This window comes from Streptomyces sp. Ru71 (assembly GCF_002920535.1).
GTDB lineage: Bacteria > Actinomycetota > Actinomycetes > Streptomycetales > Streptomycetaceae > Streptomyces.
Window position 1 is genome coordinate 1 of record NZ_PQSS01000076.1, and the last position, 18,515, is coordinate 18,515.

Consider the following 18,515-nt stretch of genomic DNA (forward strand, 5'->3'; position numbering starts at 1 on the left):
AGCCCGGCCCGGCGCCGGCCCGCCCGCGCCGGACGCGCAGTGCCTCGGAGGGCTCGGCCTCACAGCAGGCCGACGCGCAGCAGGCCGCGCCGAGCGACGCGACCGAGCCGACCGACGCGACGGAATCGGGCAGCCCCGCCCGGCCCACCCGCCGCAGCCGGGCTCCCCGCAGCTCCGACGCCCCCTGGCACCACGCCCGCCCGGCCTTCGAGGAGCCCGAGCGGGCACCGGAGCCGCGGACGACCGACGAGCGGAGCGAGGAGCCACGGGCGAAGCCGGAAACGGCGGAGCAGGAGCCGTGGGCGAAGCCGGAAGCGGCGGAGCCGTCGGCCGAGGGCGCCGCGCGAGCGGACGTCACCGACCGGGATCCGCGGACCCCCGAGGACAGCGGAGACTCCGGAGACACCGCAGACTCCGGAGGCACCAGCCGCCCCAGCGACAAGGCCGAGCCCGCTGAGGCGGCGGAGGCGGCCAAGCCCGCCAAGCCCGCCAAGGCCGGCAAGGCGGCTGAAACCCCCGAGCCCGCTGAGCCCGTCCGGCCCGCCGGAACCTCGGAGCCCGCTGAGCCCGCCGGAACCTCGGAGCCCGCTGAGCCCGCCGGAACCTCGGAGCCCGCTGAGCCCGCCGGAACCGCCGAGCCCTCGGAGCCCGCCGAACCTTCGGAGCCCACCGAGACCCCCGGCACCCCGGGCACCCCCGGCACTCCGACCCCCGGCACCCCCGGCACCCCCCGCCACCCCCACACCGACGAACCCCACGACCCCGCAGGAGGCCCGCAGTGAACGACGCGCTCGACGTCGCCCTGCGACTCGTGGTCGTATTCTTCGTCTTCCTCACCTTCCCCCTGATCGTCGGCCAGACCGAGCACAAGGTCATGGCCCACATGCAGGGCCGCCTGGGTCCGATGTACGCCGGCGGCTTCCACGGCTGGGCGCAGCTGATCGCCGACGGTGTGAAGTTCGCGCAGAAGGAGGACGTCGTCCCCGCGGGCGCCGACCGCCGTATCTTCCAGCTCGCGCCGGCCGTCGCCCTGCTGCCGTATCTGCTGGTCCTCCTCGCCATCCCCATCGGCCCGAGCGAGGGCGCCGTCGGCCAGGTCCTGGACGCCGGTGTCTTCTTCGTCCTCGCCGTGATGGGCGTCGGCGTGCTCGGTTCCCTGATGGCCGGCTGGGCCAGCGCCAACAAGTTCTCCCTGCTCGGCGGCCTGCGCACCGCCGCCCAGCTGCTCGCCTACGAACTCCCGATGCTGCTCGCCGCCGCCTCGGTGGCGATGGCGGCCGGCACGGTCTCGATCCCCGGCATCCTCCACGCCTTCGAGTGGTGGTGGCTGCCCTGGCAGATCGTCGGCGCGATCGTCTTCTTCGTCGCCGGACTGGCGGAGCTCCAGCGGCCGCCCTTCGACATGCCCGTCGCCGACTCCGAGATCATCTTCGGCGCGTACACCGAGTACACCGGCCTGCGCTTCGCCCTGTTCCTGCTCGCCGAGTACGCCGGGATCATCGTCCTGTGCGGCCTGACCACCGTCCTGTTCCTGGGCGGCTGGCACGGCCCCTGGGGCGCCGACGGCCTCGGCTGGGTGTGGACCCTGCTGAAGACCGCGATCCTCGCCTTCCTCGTGATCTGGCTCCGTGTCACCTACCCCCGGCTGCGCGAGGACCAGCTCCAGAAGCTCTCCTGGACCCTGCTCGTCCCCCTCTCCCTCGCCCAGATCGCCCTCACCGGCATCGTCAAGGTGGTGATCAGCTAGCCATGGCTCCCTTCCCCGGCTCAGGTCTGGCCAAGGGCCTGGCCGTCACCCTCCGCACGATGACGAAGAAGCACGTCACCGCGCAGTACCCGGACGTCCAGCCCGACCTTCCGCCCCGCACCCGCGGCGTGATCGGCCTGTTCGAGGAGAACTGCACGGTCTGCATGCTGTGCGCCCGCGAGTGCCCCGACTGGTGCATCTACATCGACTCCCACAAGGAGACGATCCCCGCCGCCACCCCCGGCGGCCGCGAGCGCAGCCGCAACGTCCTCGACCGGTTCGCCATCGACTTCTCCCTGTGCATGTACTGCGGTATCTGCATCGAGGTGTGCCCTTTCGACGCGCTGTTCTGGTCGCCGGAGTTCGAGTACGCCGAGACCGACATCCACGACCTCACCCACGAGCGCGACAAGCTGCGCGAGTGGATGTGGACCGTCCCGGCCCCGCCCGCCCTGGACCCGGGCGCCGAGGAGCCGAAGGAGCTGTCGGCCGCCCGCAAGACCGCCGAGAAGCTGGCGGCGGCGCAGGCCGAACCGCGGGAGGAGGAGTCGTGAACCTCGCCGCAGCCGTGAACCTCGCCGCGGGCCACCCCGGCTTCCTCTCCCCGACCGGCGTGGAGATCGCCTTCGTCCTGGTCGGCCTGGCCACCTTCGGCGCCGCGCTCGTCACCGTCACCACCCGGCAGCTGGTGCACGCCGCCCTGTGGCTGGTGGTCACGCTCGGCGGCCTCGCCGTCGAGTACCTGCTGCTGACGGCCGAGTTCATCGCCTGGGTGCAGGTCCTGATCTACGTCGGTTCCGTCGTCGTCCTCCTGCTGTTCGGTCTGATGCTCACCAAGGCCCCCATCGGCCGCTCCCCGGACGCCGACTCCGGCAACCGCTGGGCCGCCCTGACCGTGGCCGTCGCCGCCGCGGGCGCCCTGGTCTGGGTCGTCGTCGACGCCTTCCGCACCACCTGGATCGACCTGGACGGCCCCGCCGCCGGCTCCACCGCGGTCACCGGCGCGAGCCTGTTCCAGAACTGGGTCCTGCCCTTCGAAGCCCTCTCCGTCCTCCTCCTCGCCGCCCTGGTCGGCGCGATCGTCCTGTCCCGCAAGGCGAAGGCGGAGGCGGAGGCCGGCCCCGACGCCTCCCGGGCCACGGCCGCCGGGAAGGAAGGCGCCTGATGCACCTCGCCTACCCCGCCGTCCTGTCCGCCCTCCTGTTCTGCACCGGCCTGTACGGCGTCCTCGCCCGCCGCAACGCGATCCTGGTGCTGATGTCGGTCGAGCTGATGCTCAACGCCGTCAACCTGAACCTGGTCGCCTTCGACGTCTGGCTCAGCAGGGCCGCCGAGGAGACCCTGCACTCCGGGCAGGCCCTGACCCTGTTCACCATCGCCATCGCCGCCGCCGAGATCGGCATCGGCCTGGCGATCGTCCTGGCCGTCTACCGCAACCGCGGCACCTCCGACATCGACCGGCTCCGCGACACCGCCGAGGGCCCCGAGCCCGACGGCACCCGCGGCGACGCCCTCACGGCCGACACGACCGAGAAGGCTGAGGCCACCGCGTGACCACGACCACCCTCGCCGTCCTCGTCCCCCTCCTGCCGTTCCTGGGCGCCACCACCGGCCTGCTGCTCGGCCGCACCGCCCCCGGGTTCGTGCGCCCGCTGGCGATCCTGCCGACCCTCGCCGCCCTGGCGCTGGCCGTCGCGGTCGCCGCGGACCAGGGCGGGGCCGCCGCCATCGACGCCGCCACCGAGCTCACCCCGACCGGCTCGGTGCCGATCGAGCTCTCGCTGCACATCGACGGCTTCGCCGCGCTCGTCGCCGTCCTCGTCGGCGTCGTCGCCACCTGCGTGCAGATCTACTCCACGGGCTACCTGCGCGACGACCCGCGCTACCCCTCCTACGCCGCTCTCGTCTCCCTGTTCACCTCCGCGATGCTGCTCGTCGTCTACTCCGGCGACCTGATCGTGCTGCTGGTCGGCTGGGAGATCATGGGCATCTGCTCGTACTTCCTGGTCGGCCACTACTGGGAGACCCCCGAGGCGCGGGCCGCCTCCCTCAAGGCCTTCCTGGTCACCAAGCTCGGCGACGTCCCCTTCCTGATCGGCCTGTTCGCCCTCGCCGGCGACACCGGCTCGTTCGAGATCACCAAGATCCTCGGTGCCGTCGCGCACGGCGGCCTGGACCATCCCACGGTGATCGCCCTGCTGCTCCTGGCCGGCGTGGCGGGCAAGTCGGCGCAGTTCCCGCTGCACACCTGGCTCCCCGACGCGATGGCGGGCCCCACGCCCGTCTCCGCGCTGATCCACGCCGCGACGATGGTCGCCGCCGGTGTCTACTTCATCGCCCGGCTCCTCCCGGTCTTCGAGGCCTCCCAGGCCGCGATGGTCGTCCTCGCCGTCATGGCCGCCGTGACGATGGCCGGCTCCGGCCTCGCCGCGCTCGCCCAGGACGACATCAAGCGCGTCCTCGCCTACTCGACGATCGGCCAGCTCGGCTACATGACCGGCGCCCTCGCCGTCGGCGATCGCGGTGCCGCCGTCTTCCACCTCCTGTCGCACGGCGCCTTCAAGGCGCTGCTGTTCCTCGCCGCCGGCGCGGTCATCCACGCCGCCGGCACCAACTCGCTGGCCGCCATGTCCCGCATGGGCCACCTGCGCGACCGCGTCCCGGACGCCTACTGGACGATGACCGTGGCGCTCCTCGCGCTCGCCGCGATCCCGCCGTTCAGCGGCTTCTTCTCCAAGGAGACGGTCCTCGGCGCCGCCGAGCACGTCGCCACCGGCCACACCGAGCAGGTCCCCGGCGCCGCCGGCTGGATCGTCCTCGTCGCCGGCCTGGTCACCGCCGTGCTCACCGCCGCGTACGCGATGCGCCTGTGGCTGCTGGCCTTCCGCGGCCACGGCACCGAGGCCCCGGACCACGGCCGGCAGCCGCTGACCATGACCGTCGTGCTGTGGGTGCTCGCCGTGCCCTCCCTCGCGCTCGGCGGACTTGCGTACCGCCTGCTGCCCGACTGGTTCGACGGCCGCTCCCTCGCCCCGGCCCTGACCACCTCCGTCATCGGCACCGGCCTGGCCCTGGCCGGCGGCATCGTCACCTACGCCGCCTGGCGCCACACCACCACGCGCGCCGCCCGGGTCCCGCTCGGCGCGGTCGCCGCCCACCCGGAGGGCGACGCCGGGCTGGTCGAGGCCGAGGCCATCGCCACCCACGAGCCGGCCTACGGGGACATCGCCTACGCCCCCGACCCGGCCGACCCCGGGCGGCTGCTGCTCGGCCCGCTGCACCGGCACGCGGCCGCCGGCTTCCACCTCGACGCGGTCTACTCGGCGCTGTTCGTCCGCCCGGTGCAGGCCGGGGCGAGCCTCGTACGGTTCCTGGACCGCGAGGTCGTCGACACCTATGTACGCGGTGCGGGCGCCCTACCGCGCTGGCTCGGGGCCGCCGTGCGGCGTGCCCAGACCGGCAATGTGCAGACCTATGTGAGCGCGCTGCTCGCCGGCACCGTCGTCCTCGCGGTCGCCGCCGTCCTCGTCGCCACGGGAGCGTGAGCAGGCGTGATCGATATCAACGAGTCCGTGATGCAGTTCCTTCTGGCATTCGTCGTCGTCGGCCCGCTCCTCGGCGCCGCCGCCGCTCTCCTGCCGGCCCCGCCCGGGCTGAAGGGGAAGTCCCCGGAACAGGCCGTGCTCCGCCACGGCGTGACCGTGACCGGCGCCGTTCTCATCGCCGCGATCGTCCTCGCGCTGGGATTCGACCACGACCACCCGTCGAAGATGCAGGCCAGCACCGACATCAGCTGGATCCCCGCACTCGACGTGCGCATCCGCCTCGGCATCGACGGCATCTCCCTCCCCCTGCTGGTCCTGACCGCGCTGCTGACCTTCCTCAGCGCGCTGTACAGCTACTTCAAGATGCCCGCGGGCCCGTCCCCGAAGGCCTTCGTCGCCCTGATCCTGGTCCTGGAGTCCGGCACCCTTGCCACCTTCGCCGTCCTCGATCTGCTGCTGTTCTTCCTCGCCTTCGAGATGGTCCTGATCCCGATGTACTTCCTCATCGCCCGCTGGGGCGGCGAGGGCCGGGCCGCGGCGGCGTGGAAGTTCATCCTGTACACGCTGCTCGGCTCGGTGGTCATGCTGCTCGGCCTGCTCCTCATCGGTCTGAGGGCGGGCACGTTCGACATGGTGGCACTCGCCACTGACAACGGCCGGTCGCTGACCACATCCGTGCAGGTCATCGCCGTACTGGCGATCGGGATCGGGCTCGCCGTGAAGACCCCGATGTGGCCGCTGCACAGCTGGCTGCCCGACGCCCACACGGCTGCGCCCACGGTCGGCTCGGTCCTGCTGGCGGGCGTCCTGCTGAAGATGGGTACGTACGGGTTCGTCCGGATCCTGCTGCCGATCGCGCCGGACGGCATGCGCACCTTCGCGCCCTATCTCGCCGCCTTCGCCGTCGTCGGGATCATCTACGGGTCCCTGGCCTGCCTGGCCCTCGCCAAGCGGGGCGCCAAGGGTGACCTGAAGCGGCTGATCGCCTACTCCTCCGTCGGCCACATGGGCTTCGTCCTGCTCGGCATCGCCACGATGTCCGCGACCGGCGTCAACGGCGCCCTGTTCGCCAACATCGCCCACGGCCTCATCACCGGCCTGCTCTTCTTCCTGGTCGGCGCCCTGAAGGACCGCACCGGCACCACCGACCTCGACACCCTGGCCGAGGAGACCGGAGCGGCCCTGTACGGCAAGGCCCCGCGCCTGGGCGGTCTGCTCGCCTTCGGCGCCGTAGCCTCCCTCGGTCTGCCGGGCCTGGCCGGGTTCTGGGGCGAGATGCTCGCGCTGTTCGGATCGTTCCGGCCCGCCGCCGACCTCAGCCGCCCCGCCTTCCTCACCTTCATGGCGATCGGCGCGTTCGGCACCCTGCTGACCGCCGCGTACATGCTCGTCGTGGTCCGCCGCGTCTGCATGGGCGCCGTACCGCAGGACACTCCGGCCCTCACCGACGTCCGCAGTTACGAGTTCGCGGCCTGGACCCCGCTCGTCGTCCTCACCGTCGTCGCGGGCCTGTGGCCCAAGGCCCTGCTCGGCCTGACCGACCCGGCCGTGCAGCAGCTCCTCGCAGGAGGCACCCGATGAGCTCCCTGGCCCAGCCGCTCGCCCAGCCCCTGGCGGAGTCCGCCGTCCAGTCCGTCGACTGGCTCGCCATCGCGCCGCCCACCCTGACGGCCGTCGTCGCCCTGGTCGTGCTCGTCGCCGACCTGTTCGTGCCGGACGCGAGGAAGGCCGTCCTCGGCTGGGTCTCCGTCGCCGGACTCGCCGCCTCAGCCCTCCTGCTGCTGCCGATCCTCGACGGCGACCGCTCCACCTTCTGCCTGACCACCCGGCAGGACGTGTGCAGCTACACCGCGGACCGCTTCACTCTCGTCATCCAGCTGCTGGTCCTCGGCGGCGCCCTGCTGGCGGCCCTGCTGTCGGTCACCGCCCTTAAGGACGCCCGCAAGGACATGCCCGCGGGCGAGTACTGGTTCCTGCTGCTGTCCTCCGCGGCCGGCGCCGCCCTGCTGCCCGCCTCCCGCGACCTCGCCACGCTCATCGTCGCGCTGGAGGTCGCCTCCCTGCCCGCCTTCGCCCTCGTCGGCCTGCGCCACGGCGACAAGCGGTCCTCCGAGGCGGCCCTGAAGTTCTTCCTGTCGTCGGTGACGGCCACCGCCGTCAGCCTCATGGGCGTCAGCTTCCTGTACGCCACGACCGGCACCCTCTACCTCACCCAGATCGCCGACCGCATCCAGCACGTCGACGGCCAGCTCCAGACCCTCGCCCAGACCGGTGTCGTCCTCACCCTGGTCGGCTTCGCCTTCAAGACCGCGGCCGTCCCCTTCCACTTCTGGGTGCCCGACACCTACGTCGGCGCCCCCCTGCCGATCGCCGCCTATCTGTCGGTCGTCGGCAAGGCCGTCGGCTTCTCCGGGCTGATCCTGGTCACCGTCGTCGCCCTCCCGTCGTACGCCGACGCCTGGGGCCCCGCGCTCGCCGCGCTGGCCGCCCTCACCATGACCGTCGGCAACGTCGGCGCCCTGCGCCAGCAGGCCACGCGCGCGTACAGCGCCGTACGGCTGCTCGCCTGGTCGTCCGTCGGCCAGGCCGGCTACCTGCTGGTGCCGATCGCCGCGGCCGCCTACTCCGACGACCCCGCCCACTCGATCGGCTCCACCGTCGCCTACGCCCTGATGTACGGCGCGGTGAACCTCGGCGCCTTCGCGGTGGCCGCACTCGTGGGCCGTACGCGCGCGTCCAACCGCGTCGCGGACTACCGCGGCCTGTACGCCACCAACCCCCTCACCGCCCTCCTCCTGGCGTTCTTCCTGCTCTGCCTGGCCGGCCTGCCGCCGGGCATCATCGGCCTGTTCGCCAAGGTCACCGTCTTCTCGGCGGCCGTCGACGCCGGCCTCGGCTGGCTGGCGGTGATCATGGCCGCCAACGTGGTGATCGCGCTGTTCTACTACCTGCAGTGGACGGCCCTGCTGTTCCGCGCCCCCGAGGGTGAGCCCGCCCGGCACCGCCTCCCGGCTCCGCTCACCGCGGCCCTCGCCCTCACCGCGGTCGTCGGTGTCGTGCTCTCCGGCGCACCCCAGCTGGTGCTGCGCTTCGCCGACACCGCGCTGTTCTGACGGCGCCCACGGGGAACCCTCACCCGGACGGCCCAGCCGGCCCCCGCCACGCGCCGGGGAACTGGCGGCCCTCGCCTGGCGTTGACCACTGCGGGAGGTTCCACTGGACCGTGACACCACGGCACCGGTGGCACCGCAGATCAGCAAGGCAAAGGGTTCCCCTGCCGCACCACTTGGAGGGCGTACCGTGCACCGCCGGCACAACGGGCTCAGGACGGCAGTACTCCTCGGGGGGCTGTCCGCACTCATCATCGTCATCGGCAGCTTCTTCGGCCGTACGGGCCTGATCGTGGCCGTCGTGGTGGCAGTGGGCACCAACGCGTACGCGTACTGGAACAGCGACAAGCTCGCCCTGCGCGCCATGCGCGCCCGCCCGGTCAGCGAGTTCGAGGCGCCGGGCCTGTACCGCATGGTCCGCGACCTGTCCACGCAGGCCCGCCAGCCCATGCCCCGCCTGTACATCTCCCCGACGGAGGCACCCAACGCCTTCGCGACCGGCCGCAACCCGCGCAACGCCGCCGTGTGCTGCACGGAGGGCATCCTGCGCATACTCGACGAGAGAGAGCTGCGCGGCGTCATCGGCCACGAACTCAGCCACGTCTACAACCGCGACATCCTGATCTCGTCGGTGGCCGGCGCGCTCGCCTCGGTGATCCTGTTCCTGGTGAACTTCGCCTGGCTCATCCCCATCGGCCGCTCGGACGACGACGAGGGTCCCGGCCTGCTCGGCATGCTGCTGATCATGATCCTGGGCCCGATCGCCGCGAGCCTCATCCAGCTCGCCATCAGCCGCTCCCGCGAGTACGAGGCCGACGCCTCCGGCGCCCGCCTCACGGGTGATCCGCTTGCGCTCGCCAGTGCACTGCGCAAGCTGGAAAGGGGAACCCAGCAGCTCCCGTTGCCGCCCGAACCGCGGCTGGAGACGGCGAGCCACATGATGATCGCGAACCCGTTCCGCCCGGGGCAGGGCATGTCGAAGATGTTCTCCACGCACCCGCCGATGGCGGAGCGGATCGCCCGGCTCGAAAAGATGGCAGGTCGCCCGCTGTGAAAACCATCCTGAACGTCATCTGGCTCGTCCTGAGCGGTTTCTGGCTGTTCCTCGCCTACCTTGCCGCGGGCGTGCTGCTGTGCATCACGATCATCGGCATCCCGTTCGGCATAGCGGCCTTCCGCATCGGCGTCTACGCGCTGTGGCCGTTCGGCTATTCGACGGTCGAGCGCCATGACGCCGGCGCACCCTCCTGCGTCGGCAACGTCCTGTGGCTGGTCCTCGCCGGCTGGTGGCTGGCGATCGGGCACATCGTGACGGGCATCGCCCTGTGCATCACGATCATCGGCATCCCGTTCGGCATCGCCAACTTCAAGCTGATCCCGGTCTCGCTGTTCCCGCTGGGCCGCGAGATCGTCCGCACGGGCGAGCCGTTCGCGGCCTCCTACTGACCAACGGCCACGCACGGGTGGCGGTACGCGGGCAAGGGCCCCGCACGGGTGGCCGTACGCGGGCAAGGGCCCCGCACGGGTGGCCGTACGCGGGCTACCCGCGGCCCACCCGGCGACGTACCGCGTACGCACCCGCCCCCACCGCCAGCACCCCCGCGCCGACGGCGACCGACAGGCCCGGCAGGGCGAACGCCAGGGCCGCGCACCCGACGAGGCCCACGGTGGGCACCACGCGCGTGTGCCAGGCGGCCGAGAGCGTCCAGGCCGAGGCGTTGGCCACGGCGTAGTACGCGAGCACGCCGAAGGACGAGAAGCCGATCGCGCCGCGCACGTCCACCGCGGCGGCCAGGACCGCGACCACCGCGCCCACGGCCAGCTCCGCCCGGTGCGGCACCTGGAAGCGCGGGTGGACGGCGGCCAGCGCGCGCGGCAGATGACCGTCCCGCGCCATGGCGAGCGTCGTCCGCGACACACCCAGGATCAGCGCGAGCAGGGAGCCCAGCGCGGCCACCGCGGCCCCCGCCCGCACCACCGGCACGAGCCCCGGCACGCCCGCCGCCCGCACCGCGTCGGCCAGCGGCGCCCCCGCGTCGCCGAGCCCGTCCGCGCCCAGCACGGCGAGCACGGCCACCGCCACGCACGCGTAGACGCCCAGCGCGATGCCCAGCGCCAGCGGGATCGCCCGCGGAATCGTGCGCGCCGGATCGCGCACCTCCTCGCCCAGCGTGGCGATACGGGCGTACCCGGCGAAGGCGAAGAACAGCAGACCGCCCGCCTGCAGCACCCCGCCCGCACCACCGGACGCCCCCACGTCCAGCCGCCCGGCGTCCGCCGCCCCCGACCCCAGGCACACCGCGACGACACTCGCCAGCACGGCCAGCACGACCGCCACGATCACCCGGGTCAGCCACGCCGACTTCTGGACGCCGCCGTAGTTGACGGCCGTCAGCACCACGACGGCCGCGACCGCGACGGCGTGCGCCTGCTGCGGCCACAGGTAGGCGCCCACGGTCAGCGCCATGGCCGCGCACGACGCCGTCTTGCCGACCACGAACGACCAGCCGGCGAGATACCCCCAGAACGCCCCCAGCCGCTCCCTGCCGTACACATAGGTGCCGCCCGAGGCCGGGTAGCGGGCCGCGAGCCGGGCCGAGGACATGGCGTTGCAGTAGGCGACCACGGCGGCGAGCGCGAGACCGAGCAGCAGACCGGACCCGGCGGCGCGGGCGGCCGGCCCCAGGGCGGCGAAGATTCCGGCCCCGACCATCGAGCCGAGCCCGACGACCACGGCGTCCCCGACCCCCAGGGTGCGCCGCAACTCGGCGCCCGCGGCTGCTCCGGACTGTGTCATGGCCCGCACCCTACTGATCGCCGCAACCACCGGACGTCCCTGTGACGTCCTGTTCATCAACGACGCACGAACACGCGCACGACGCCCTGCCGGGGATGAAGATCACAGCACCCGGACAGGGCGGGCACAGCGCGGAAGGGCAGGTTCACGGCATGGGAATCATCAGCTGGATCATCCTCGGCCTGCTGGCCGGGGCCATCGCCAAGTTCCTGCTGCCGGGCCGCGACCCGGGCGGCTTCATCGGGACGACCGTCATCGGCATCGCGGGCGCCTTCCTCGGCGGCTGGATCTCGGCCCGCTGGCTGGACCACCCGATCAGCAAGGACTTCTACGACGGTGCCACCTGGGCGGCGGCGATCGGCGGCTCGCTGGTCCTGCTGATCGCCTACCGCATCCTGTTCGGCAACTCCCGCGACTGACCGCCGGGCGGCAACGCGAAGGGTGGGCCCCCCAGGGCGCCCACCCTTTGTCGTACCGCCGGTGTCCTACCGGTAGTTCACGAACTGCAGCGCGAAGTCGAAGTCCTTGCCCTTGAGCAGCGCGATGACGGCCTGCAGGTCGTCGCGGCTCTTGGAGCTGACCCGCAGCTCGTCGCCCTGCACCTGGGCCTTCACACCCTTGGGGCCCTCATCGCGGATGATCTTCGCCACCTTCTTGGCGTTCTCCTGGGAGATGCCCTCCTGGATCGACGCGAAGATCTTGTACTCCTTGCCGGAGAGCTGAGGCTCGCCCGCGTCCAGGGCCTTCAGCGAGATGCCGCGCTTGATCAGCTTGGACTGGAAGACGTCGAGGATGGCCTTCACCCGGTCCTCGGAGTTCGCCTCCATGAGGATCTTCTCGCCGGACCACGAGATCGAGGCACCCACGCCCTTGAAGTCGTAGCGCTGCGAGATCTCCTTGGCGGCCTGGTTGAGGGCGTTGTCGACCTCCTGCCGCTCGACCTTCGAGACGATGTCGAAACTGGAGTCGGCCATGTCCTGTGGCTCCTTGTATCGGGGTGCGTATCGGGTGCGTGTCGGCGTCCGTGGGGCTGCCGCCGAGCCCGGCGTCGATCCCGGGCCGCATCCCGACCAGCCTAGTCACCCCGCCCCTCGGGAGTGGTGATCAATCGGGTGGCGAAGCACCCCCGCGCATCGGGTATTGTTTACGTCGTTGCCGGGGAACACCGCCGAAAGACGGTGTCGACCGCAGCAAACCCGGCGGTGTGCCCGAGCGGCCAAAGGGAGCAGACTGTAAATCTGCCGGCTCAGCCTTCCCAGGTTCGAATCCTGGCGCCGCCACACGGAAACAAGGGGCCCGTGACCTGCTGCAACAGCAGGTCACGGGCCCCTTGTCGTACCCCCCGGCGATCACCGCACTGTCTCGCTCTGTCTCGCGTTCGAACGGCCCGTCTCGGGCTGCGTGGACGGGCCGTGGACGGGCTTTCCAGAGGGTCGTCACCCGTACTGGCTTAGGCGAGCAGAGATCTTGGCGTTCGCAGCGTCGTCGCCGTCCTTCAGGAACTTCGCGTACACCCGGAAGAGGACAGTCATGCTGTGCCCGGCCCGCTCGGCTACCAGCTGAGGCTCCACGCCGGAACTGAGCCACGTGGACACCGCAGCATGACGTAGATCATATGGGCGCTTGGCCAGTGTCGAGACGAACTCATCTGAGGTGAGAGCACGTCTCCGGGCTTCCGCCCAGACTTCGCCGTATCCGGTGTCCTGGATCAGACCGCCGCGCATCGTCTGGAACAGTCGGCCGTCCGGCGCCGTGCCGTACGCGCTGACGTGCCACCGCAGGAGTGCCACGAGTTCCGGCGGGATCGGTACGTGACGGACTGCTCGTCGGGGCCGATGCTTGAGCCCGCGCTTGTCATGCGCCTCGCCGCTGTCCGTCCACGCTGAGCCGGAGCGCGGGCGAGTCTCTCTCAGCCGGAGCAGACCCCACCCACGCCGGGGCAGATCGCAGTCCCGAATCCGTAGGCCGATGACTTCGGCCGGCCGCGCGGCCGCGTAGTACATGCAGCCGAAGAATGCGACCAGACGGCGACCGCGCGGGCTCTGGTCTCGCACGGCCGCCAGCAGCTTGGCTGCTTGCCCAGGGTTCGGCACGCATTCGGGGTCGACCTCCTCGACCACCTGCTCCGGGGCTTTCCACTTGATGCGGGTGAGTGGATTGTCCGTGAGGAGTTCGGCCTCCACGGCGTACTCCAGAGAGTTGTAGAAGATTGCCCGCTTGCGGCTGATAGTTCCTGGTGCAGCGGTTGTGCCGTCCAGCTTCCTGGAGACCGCGTTGAGCGCGGCCCGCACCAGAACCAGGTCAGACAATGCTGACGTGGGCAGTGACTTGCGTTTGAACCATTCCAGAACCTTCTCCACGTCGGGCGGGATCTCCTGGTCCCAGCGGTTCTTGTTGAAAGCCCAGCTATACAGCGCGTGGCGTACGGCTCGGTCGTCCGCCACGCCTCGCGTGTCCTTCACGAACGTGGGCGTCACCGTCGCCATGGCTTCGGCTAACGTGCGCCGAGTCGATGCAGGGGAGTGGGCCCACTTCAACTCGATGTAGTTGCGCGCGTGGTCGAACCACGAGATGTCCCGGTCCCTGGCGACCAGGGACTTCGGCAAGCCGCTGTCCACGTCGAACGGCTGGCCCTCACGTGCAGCGGTAATGAGCTGGGCCCGGCGACTCTCCGCCAGGCCCAGGGTGAGGAACGACTCCGAGTGTGGGCGGGGGCCCACCTTCCAGCGGAGTTGGTATGGGTTCCGCGAGTCGCTGCGCTTGCGGATAGCCCAGATCTTTACGGAGTAGCTCCACTCGGTCACGCGGCATCCAGTTCGTTGAGAAAGGCGTCCAGGGCACTTCGGCGCACGCAAATGCGGCCGGTCGGCGTGCGCCGTGCCTCCGGCCCGTAGCCGCGGTTCCGCCACCGGTACCAGGTGGCGCGGGTGATGCCGATCTCTTCCAGCACGTCGCTCAGCGGCAGCAGTTCGTCTTTGGGGGCGCGGCGACGGGTAGGGGTGGCCATGTCGGGATCTCCTCGGGACAGCAGGAGGGACAGAAGGGTGGAGGGGGCAGCACGCCGTCGCGACGCGCCACCCCTCTCAGCAGTCCGCTACATGCGCTACATCCGCTACAGCGCAGGTCAGGGCCCTGTTTCCTGTAGCGGATTGGTCGCGTGTAGCGGATTGGTGCCGCTACGCGGTGCCGGAGGCTGCGGGCTGCGTAGTGGTTTCCGCGGGCGTGTAGCGGATGCCGGCGAGCTCTTCCGCTACGGATTCGCCGCCGCTGACCTGCGGCGTAGCGGCTGTAGCGGATGTAGCGGACTTTGAGGGGGGCGGGGGGCAGTAGCGGGCCCAGGCGTCTGCGAGGTCCTCGGCGTAGTAGCCGCGCGGCACGGTGCCGGCCGCGGTGCGGATGGGGCGGGGCTTGATGGGCTTGTTGGCGCTGGTGACGTACTGGCTCAGCAGGCGGGCCAGTCCGCGCGGGGTGAGCGGTTTGCCGCCGATGTCGACCCACGGGGCGTCGTCCATGCTGGTCAGGCACTCCAGGATGGCGGCGGTGGGCATGCGGTCGATGCCACAGAACACGGTGTCGCGCAGGTCGATCAGCAGCCGGATGCCGAGGGACGCTTCGTCGTCCTCACTCGCGGCAGCCACCAGCTCCACGCAGGCGGCCCGTGCGCGTGAGGACCAGGCGCCGCCGGCCGCCTCTGCGACGGCGAGGAGGGGCTCCCACACGTCAGCGGGTCGGTCGGTGATGCCGTCGGGCATGACAGGCCATGCCCCATCGACGGTAGAGCGGACGGTGTCAGCCCAGCGGGCGAGCCGGCCGCGCAGGGCGTGACCTTCCTTCTCGTGGACGCGCTGCCGGTAGGGCTCGACCCGCTCGTTTCGGGCTCGGCGGCGCATGCGGACGATGACCGAACGGGTCAGGATCGTGTCGGGCAGCGAGCCGAGCCCGGCCATGGCCACCGCGCAGTACGAGGGGAACGGCTGGACGCTCTGGTTGGAGCCGTCGCCCACGCACCGGTACGTGACGCCGGAGCGGCGGTGTCCAGCGTTCAAGAACCCGCGCAGCTCTTCGTTGTCCCCGGCCTTGGGACCGAACACGGTGTCGATCTCGTCGAAGAGGATCGTGGGGCGTCCCTCGGTGCCGGAGACGGCGCGGAAGAGGGCGGCGGCGGATGCGTTGACGGCCACCATCGGCTGCGGGACCAGGGTTTCCACGATCTCCAGCGCGCGGGACTTGCCGGAACCGGGTTCGGGGGACAGGAAGGCGATGCGGGGGGTGGAGTCGAAGCAGTCGAGCAGGTGGGCGTGCGCGTCCCACAGGGTGACGGCGACGTAGGCGGCCTCGGTGGGGAAGACGTTGAAGCGGCGGTGGAAGGCTTCCACCTCGTTCAGCAGCGCGGCGCCGTCGATGGGGTCGGTCATGCGGCCCTTCCTTCCTGGGGGTTGCGCAGGGGGCAGGTGTCGCGGTGGGCGGTGTGGTCGTCGATGAGGGCGAGCACGCGGCGGTGGCTGATGGCGCTGCGGTCGCGTCCGCATGCGCAGCTCGAAGTGGCGGTGGGGGTGGCGCCGCGCGGTGCAGCGATGTGCAGCCACGCCACCGGGTACCGGCCGTCCGCCGGGTGCGGGTCAGAGCGAAGAGCAGAAGGGACGCCCTTACGGGCGACGTCCTCCGACACGCCCACCGCCGTCACCGGCGCGGCCGCGAGGGCGGCGAGCGGCCGGGGGCCGGTGAGGGTCTGGCTCTTAGTAGGGGAGGCGTTGGTCATGCCGCCACCCGCTTGCCGGCCGGGTTGTGGGCGATGGACCAGTCCAGCCCACGGGCGATGACGTCGTCGTAGTAGCGCTGCGACTGGGTGGCGTTGCCCGCTGCCGCCCTACTAAGAGCCTCCTCGACCTCAGCGCGGGTGAGGTCGCCGGACGCCACCAGCCGCCCGAGTGCCCGCGCGGCCCGCAGCAGCGTGGCGTTGCGGGTGCCGTCCGCGGCGGTGGCCACGCTGCGCGCCTCGTTGCGCAGTGCCGCGGCGGCGTACCCGCTGCGGCACTCCATAGAGTGCGCCATGGCCTTGTTGGGGCGCTGAGGGGGTTTCAGGGCGTCGTGGAGCCAGTCGGGCAGCGGGACGGGGTCGCGTGGGTCCAGGACGGTGTATGGGCCGTCGGGTGTGGTGCTGCCGGCAGCGACGACGTACCCGCCCCACCCGCGAGTGTCGATCTTCTTGGCCAGCCGTCCGGCGGTGGAGTGCAGCCGTTCGCCGGGGGGTTGGGTAAAGTACAGGTGCTCCCCGCCGCGCGCGGTCCGCACTCGGTAGGTGTCGGGGACAGCCTGCCCGGCGCGCTCGCAGAGCGCCGCGAAGTTGGTGACGCCGTCAGGCGTTCCTTTCGGCTCGTACGGTTTGGGCATGTCGAGGTCGACGACCAGCAGCCCGGACGGGCCGGTCGCGATGGCCACGTTGTAGGGCTGCTGGGACCAGGCGGCGGTGATCAGGTCCACGTCCGTCGTGGCGCGCTGCTCGGGGGTCTTGTGTCCGTCGGCGCAGCGTCCGGTGCCGGGGCAGTGCCTTTCGGCGTGCCCGGCGGGCCGCTTGTCGCCCGGGCGGAGGGGGAAGACGCGCCAGCCGCGGCCGCCCGCCTCGATCGCCCATGCGAGCAGCTCCAGCCGGGTCAGGTCGGTGGTGGGCAGTTCGGTCGGTACTGGTCGGATGTCGGGGGGTTGGGTCATGCTGAATGTCTCCAGTTCCTTGTTGGGGTGCTGGATGGCAGGGGCGACCTCGGTTCTTGGTGGAAAGGGGGTCGCCCCTTCGCCTGCCGCCAGGAAAAGGCGGGGCAGGCTGTCAGTGGGGGTCGTTAAGGTCGCGGCATGACGACGACCGTTGATCTTGTGCCGGGCCTGATCACGACGCGGGATGCCATCGCGGCGACCTTCGGCTGTGGGACTTTCCAGGGCATCGAACCTGCCGACAAGGCAGGCAAGGTGTTCGTGTTCTCCGACCCGTCAGCGGGCGAGGAGTACGGCTACACCTTCGATGGGCGCGCGGAAGACGACGAGTACGGGCCGCTGTACCTGTACACCGGAGCCGGCGCAAAGGGGCACCAGAAGCCGTCCGGGCGCAACGGATCGCTGCTCACCCACGCAGAGAAGAACCGGGAGCTGCACCTGTTTGTCGCGCACGGCCGGGTGCCCGGCGGTGGGGCGATGCTCCAGCGCTACATCGGTCAGATGGTGCTGGACCCCATCCGGCCCTACGAGGTTCGGCGCGGGCCCGGCCAGGACGGCGTCATGCGCAACGTGCTCGTCTTCCGGTTCCGGCCGGCCGCGGGAACGACGCCGGCCTGGATCGAGGCTGACCGTGTGCCGGCCGCCGCAAAGACGTCCATCGAGATCGTCGATCCCGCGGTGTCGGTACCGGCGCCGGCAGTGGTCCCGGTGCCCAAGCAGAACGGGGCGAAGGTCAAGGCGACCGAGCAGCACAGCACCGCTGAGACGGTCGCCGATATTCCTGCCGCGCAGCGCAAGGTGTTGCGCCGCGAGGGCGAGTTGGTCACGGCGTTCGAGGCTCATCTGATGGCGGCGGGACACAAGACCCACAGCTTCCAGTTCACCATCAAGGGCGAGCCGGGGGCGCTGACGCCTGACCTGTACGACGCGACGGATCACGCGCTGTATGAGGCGAAGGGGCTGACGACCCGGGCCAACGTGCGGATGGCGATCGGACAGCTCCTCGATTACCGCCGCAGCGTCCCCAACCGGGACGACTTGCGCTTGGCGGTGCTGCTGCCGAGCAAGCCCACGGAGGATGTGCAGGAACTCTTGGGGGAGTTGGGCATCGGCTTGGTCTACCAGACCGAGGATGGCTTCGCCGGCTGGCCGCTCAGCGACAAGCAGCCCTAGCCGTGGAAGTGGTTGCGCTTGAAGACGGCCTTGCGGATGTGGACTGTGGTCCCGCCCCGGTCGGGGCGGTGGCCGAAGACCTGGGCGGCGATGTAGCCGCCGAAGATGACGGCGGCGAGGATGATGAGCTGCTGGATGAGCGCGGCGAGTGTGGCGATGAACGTGGTGAGCAGCAGCAGGCCGCCACAGACGGCGAGGAACCCGATGCCCCCGAGGGCGACGTTCACCGCGGCCCGGGAGATGGCCGGCTTGGCGGTGACCGGCTCGGGCTGGGCGGGGGCGACGGCGTAGCCGGTGACGACCCGCCCGTCGGGCAGGACCACACTGGCCACTGCCGGGACGGCGGCCGGCTGGACGGGCACGAGCGGCGCCGGCCCCGGCTGAGTGAGGGGCTGCGGGTAGTGGACGGGGACAGGGCGGGGCTCGGGGTAGTTCAC

At 71.2% G+C, this 18,515-nt stretch carries 19 protein-coding genes, 1 tRNA gene and 1 pseudogene; 13 read left to right on the plus strand and 8 right to left on the minus strand.

Annotation, left to right across the window (positions count from 1 at the left end; translation table 11 throughout):
- The 10 genes and pseudogenes from C3489_RS38870 to C3489_RS31025 all read left to right on the plus strand — a co-directional run.
- Window positions 1-782 (plus strand): annotated as a pseudogene (locus tag C3489_RS38870) (hypothetical protein); the annotation flags it as partial.
- Window positions 779-1,747, plus strand: coding sequence for a complex I subunit 1 family protein (locus tag C3489_RS30985; protein WP_103785420.1), 969 nt, complete (start codon window positions 779-781; stop codon window positions 1,745-1,747). The pseudogene C3489_RS38870 and the gene C3489_RS30985, both read left to right, overlap by 4 nt.
- 2 nt (window positions 1,748-1,749) lie before the next feature.
- Complete coding sequence (locus C3489_RS30990; protein WP_103785421.1) at window positions 1,750-2,301, plus strand: NADH-quinone oxidoreductase subunit I; 552 nt, start codon at window positions 1,750-1,752, stop codon at window positions 2,299-2,301.
- A complete protein-coding gene (locus C3489_RS30995; RefSeq protein WP_103785422.1) occupies window positions 2,298-2,912 on the plus strand; it encodes an NADH-quinone oxidoreductase subunit J in 615 nt (204 codons plus the stop codon). The genes C3489_RS30990 and C3489_RS30995 overlap by 4 nt, the downstream gene beginning before the upstream one ends.
- Window positions 2,912-3,301, plus strand: coding sequence for an NADH-quinone oxidoreductase subunit NuoK (nuoK, locus tag C3489_RS31000; protein ID WP_103785423.1), 390 nt, complete (start codon window positions 2,912-2,914; stop codon window positions 3,299-3,301). Before C3489_RS30995 ends, nuoK begins: the two co-directional genes overlap by 1 nt.
- Window positions 3,298-5,292: an NADH-quinone oxidoreductase subunit L gene (locus C3489_RS31005; protein WP_103785424.1), complete on the plus strand. Its 1,995-nt coding sequence runs from the start codon at window positions 3,298-3,300 to the stop codon at window positions 5,290-5,292. Before nuoK ends, C3489_RS31005 begins: the two co-directional genes overlap by 4 nt.
- A 6-nt stretch (window positions 5,293-5,298) precedes the next feature.
- Window positions 5,299-6,873: an NADH-quinone oxidoreductase subunit M gene (locus C3489_RS31010; protein ID WP_103785425.1), complete on the plus strand. Its 1,575-nt coding sequence runs from the start codon at window positions 5,299-5,301 to the stop codon at window positions 6,871-6,873.
- Window positions 6,870-8,405 (plus strand): NADH-quinone oxidoreductase subunit N, encoded by a 1,536-nt coding sequence (locus C3489_RS31015; protein WP_103785426.1) that lies wholly within the window; start codon window positions 6,870-6,872, stop codon window positions 8,403-8,405. Before C3489_RS31010 ends, C3489_RS31015 begins: the two co-directional genes overlap by 4 nt.
- 187 nt (window positions 8,406-8,592) lie before the next feature.
- A complete protein-coding gene (gene htpX, locus C3489_RS31020) occupies window positions 8,593-9,456 on the plus strand; it encodes a zinc metalloprotease HtpX (RefSeq protein WP_103785427.1) in 864 nt (287 codons plus the stop codon).
- Window positions 9,453-9,848, plus strand: a complete 396-nt coding sequence (locus tag C3489_RS31025; protein ID WP_103785428.1) for a YccF domain-containing protein — start codon at window positions 9,453-9,455, stop codon at window positions 9,846-9,848. Before htpX ends, C3489_RS31025 begins: the two co-directional genes overlap by 4 nt.
- 94 nt (window positions 9,849-9,942) lie before the next feature.
- Here the strand turns inward: C3489_RS31025 and C3489_RS31030 are convergent, their stop codons facing one another.
- Window positions 9,943-11,199 (minus strand): APC family permease, encoded by a 1,257-nt coding sequence (locus C3489_RS31030; RefSeq protein ID WP_103785429.1) that lies wholly within the window; start codon window positions 11,197-11,199, stop codon window positions 9,943-9,945.
- A gap of 152 nt (window positions 11,200-11,351) precedes the next feature.
- On the opposite strand from C3489_RS31030, the gene C3489_RS31035 reads away from it, so the two are divergent.
- On the plus strand, window positions 11,352-11,618 hold the full coding sequence (locus tag C3489_RS31035; protein WP_103785430.1) for a GlsB/YeaQ/YmgE family stress response membrane protein: 267 nt from the start codon (window positions 11,352-11,354) through the stop codon (window positions 11,616-11,618).
- Window positions 11,619-11,684: 66 nt separating this feature from the next.
- Here C3489_RS31035 and C3489_RS31040 read toward each other — a convergent pair whose 3' ends face one another.
- The gene (locus tag C3489_RS31040) at window positions 11,685-12,173 is read right to left on the minus strand and encodes a YajQ family cyclic di-GMP-binding protein (protein ID WP_103785431.1); all 489 of its coding nucleotides are present in this window, start codon (window positions 12,171-12,173) and stop codon (window positions 11,685-11,687) included.
- A gap of 224 nt (window positions 12,174-12,397) precedes the next feature.
- Between C3489_RS31040 and C3489_RS31045 the strand changes: the two genes are divergently transcribed.
- Window positions 12,398-12,479, plus strand: a tRNA-Tyr gene (locus tag C3489_RS31045).
- A gap of 156 nt (window positions 12,480-12,635) precedes the next feature.
- On the opposite strand, the gene C3489_RS31050 is transcribed toward C3489_RS31045, so the two are convergent.
- From C3489_RS31050 to C3489_RS31070, 5 genes are all read right to left on the minus strand, one after another.
- A complete protein-coding gene (locus C3489_RS31050) occupies window positions 12,636-14,003 on the minus strand; it encodes a tyrosine-type recombinase/integrase (protein WP_103785432.1) in 1,368 nt (455 codons plus the stop codon).
- Window positions 14,000-14,206, minus strand: a complete 207-nt coding sequence (locus tag C3489_RS31055) for an AlpA family transcriptional regulator (protein ID WP_103785433.1) — start codon at window positions 14,204-14,206, stop codon at window positions 14,000-14,002. The genes C3489_RS31050 and C3489_RS31055 overlap by 4 nt, the downstream gene beginning before the upstream one ends.
- Before the next feature lie 169 nt (window positions 14,207-14,375).
- Window positions 14,376-15,614, minus strand: a complete 1,239-nt coding sequence (locus C3489_RS31060) for a DUF3631 domain-containing protein (RefSeq protein ID WP_103785434.1) — start codon at window positions 15,612-15,614, stop codon at window positions 14,376-14,378.
- Window positions 15,611-15,958 carry a hypothetical protein gene (locus C3489_RS39675; RefSeq protein ID WP_258055029.1) on the minus strand — a complete coding sequence of 116 codons (348 nt, stop codon included), beginning with the start codon at window positions 15,956-15,958 and terminating at the stop codon, window positions 15,611-15,613. Before C3489_RS39675 ends, C3489_RS31060 begins: the two co-directional genes overlap by 4 nt.
- Window positions 15,955-16,908, minus strand: coding sequence for a bifunctional DNA primase/polymerase (locus C3489_RS31070; RefSeq protein WP_103785435.1), 954 nt, complete (start codon window positions 16,906-16,908; stop codon window positions 15,955-15,957). Before C3489_RS31070 ends, C3489_RS39675 begins: the two co-directional genes overlap by 4 nt.
- Before the next feature lie 138 nt (window positions 16,909-17,046).
- Between C3489_RS31070 and C3489_RS31075 the strand changes: the two genes are divergently transcribed.
- Entirely contained in the window at window positions 17,047-18,078 is a 1,032-nt protein-coding gene (locus C3489_RS31075; protein ID WP_103785436.1) for a hypothetical protein, read from the plus strand.
- On the opposite strand, the gene C3489_RS31080 is transcribed toward C3489_RS31075, so the two are convergent.
- On the minus strand, window positions 18,075-18,515 hold the full coding sequence (locus tag C3489_RS31080; RefSeq protein ID WP_103785437.1) for a hypothetical protein: 441 nt from the start codon (window positions 18,513-18,515) through the stop codon (window positions 18,075-18,077). The genes C3489_RS31075 and C3489_RS31080 overlap by 4 nt on opposite strands.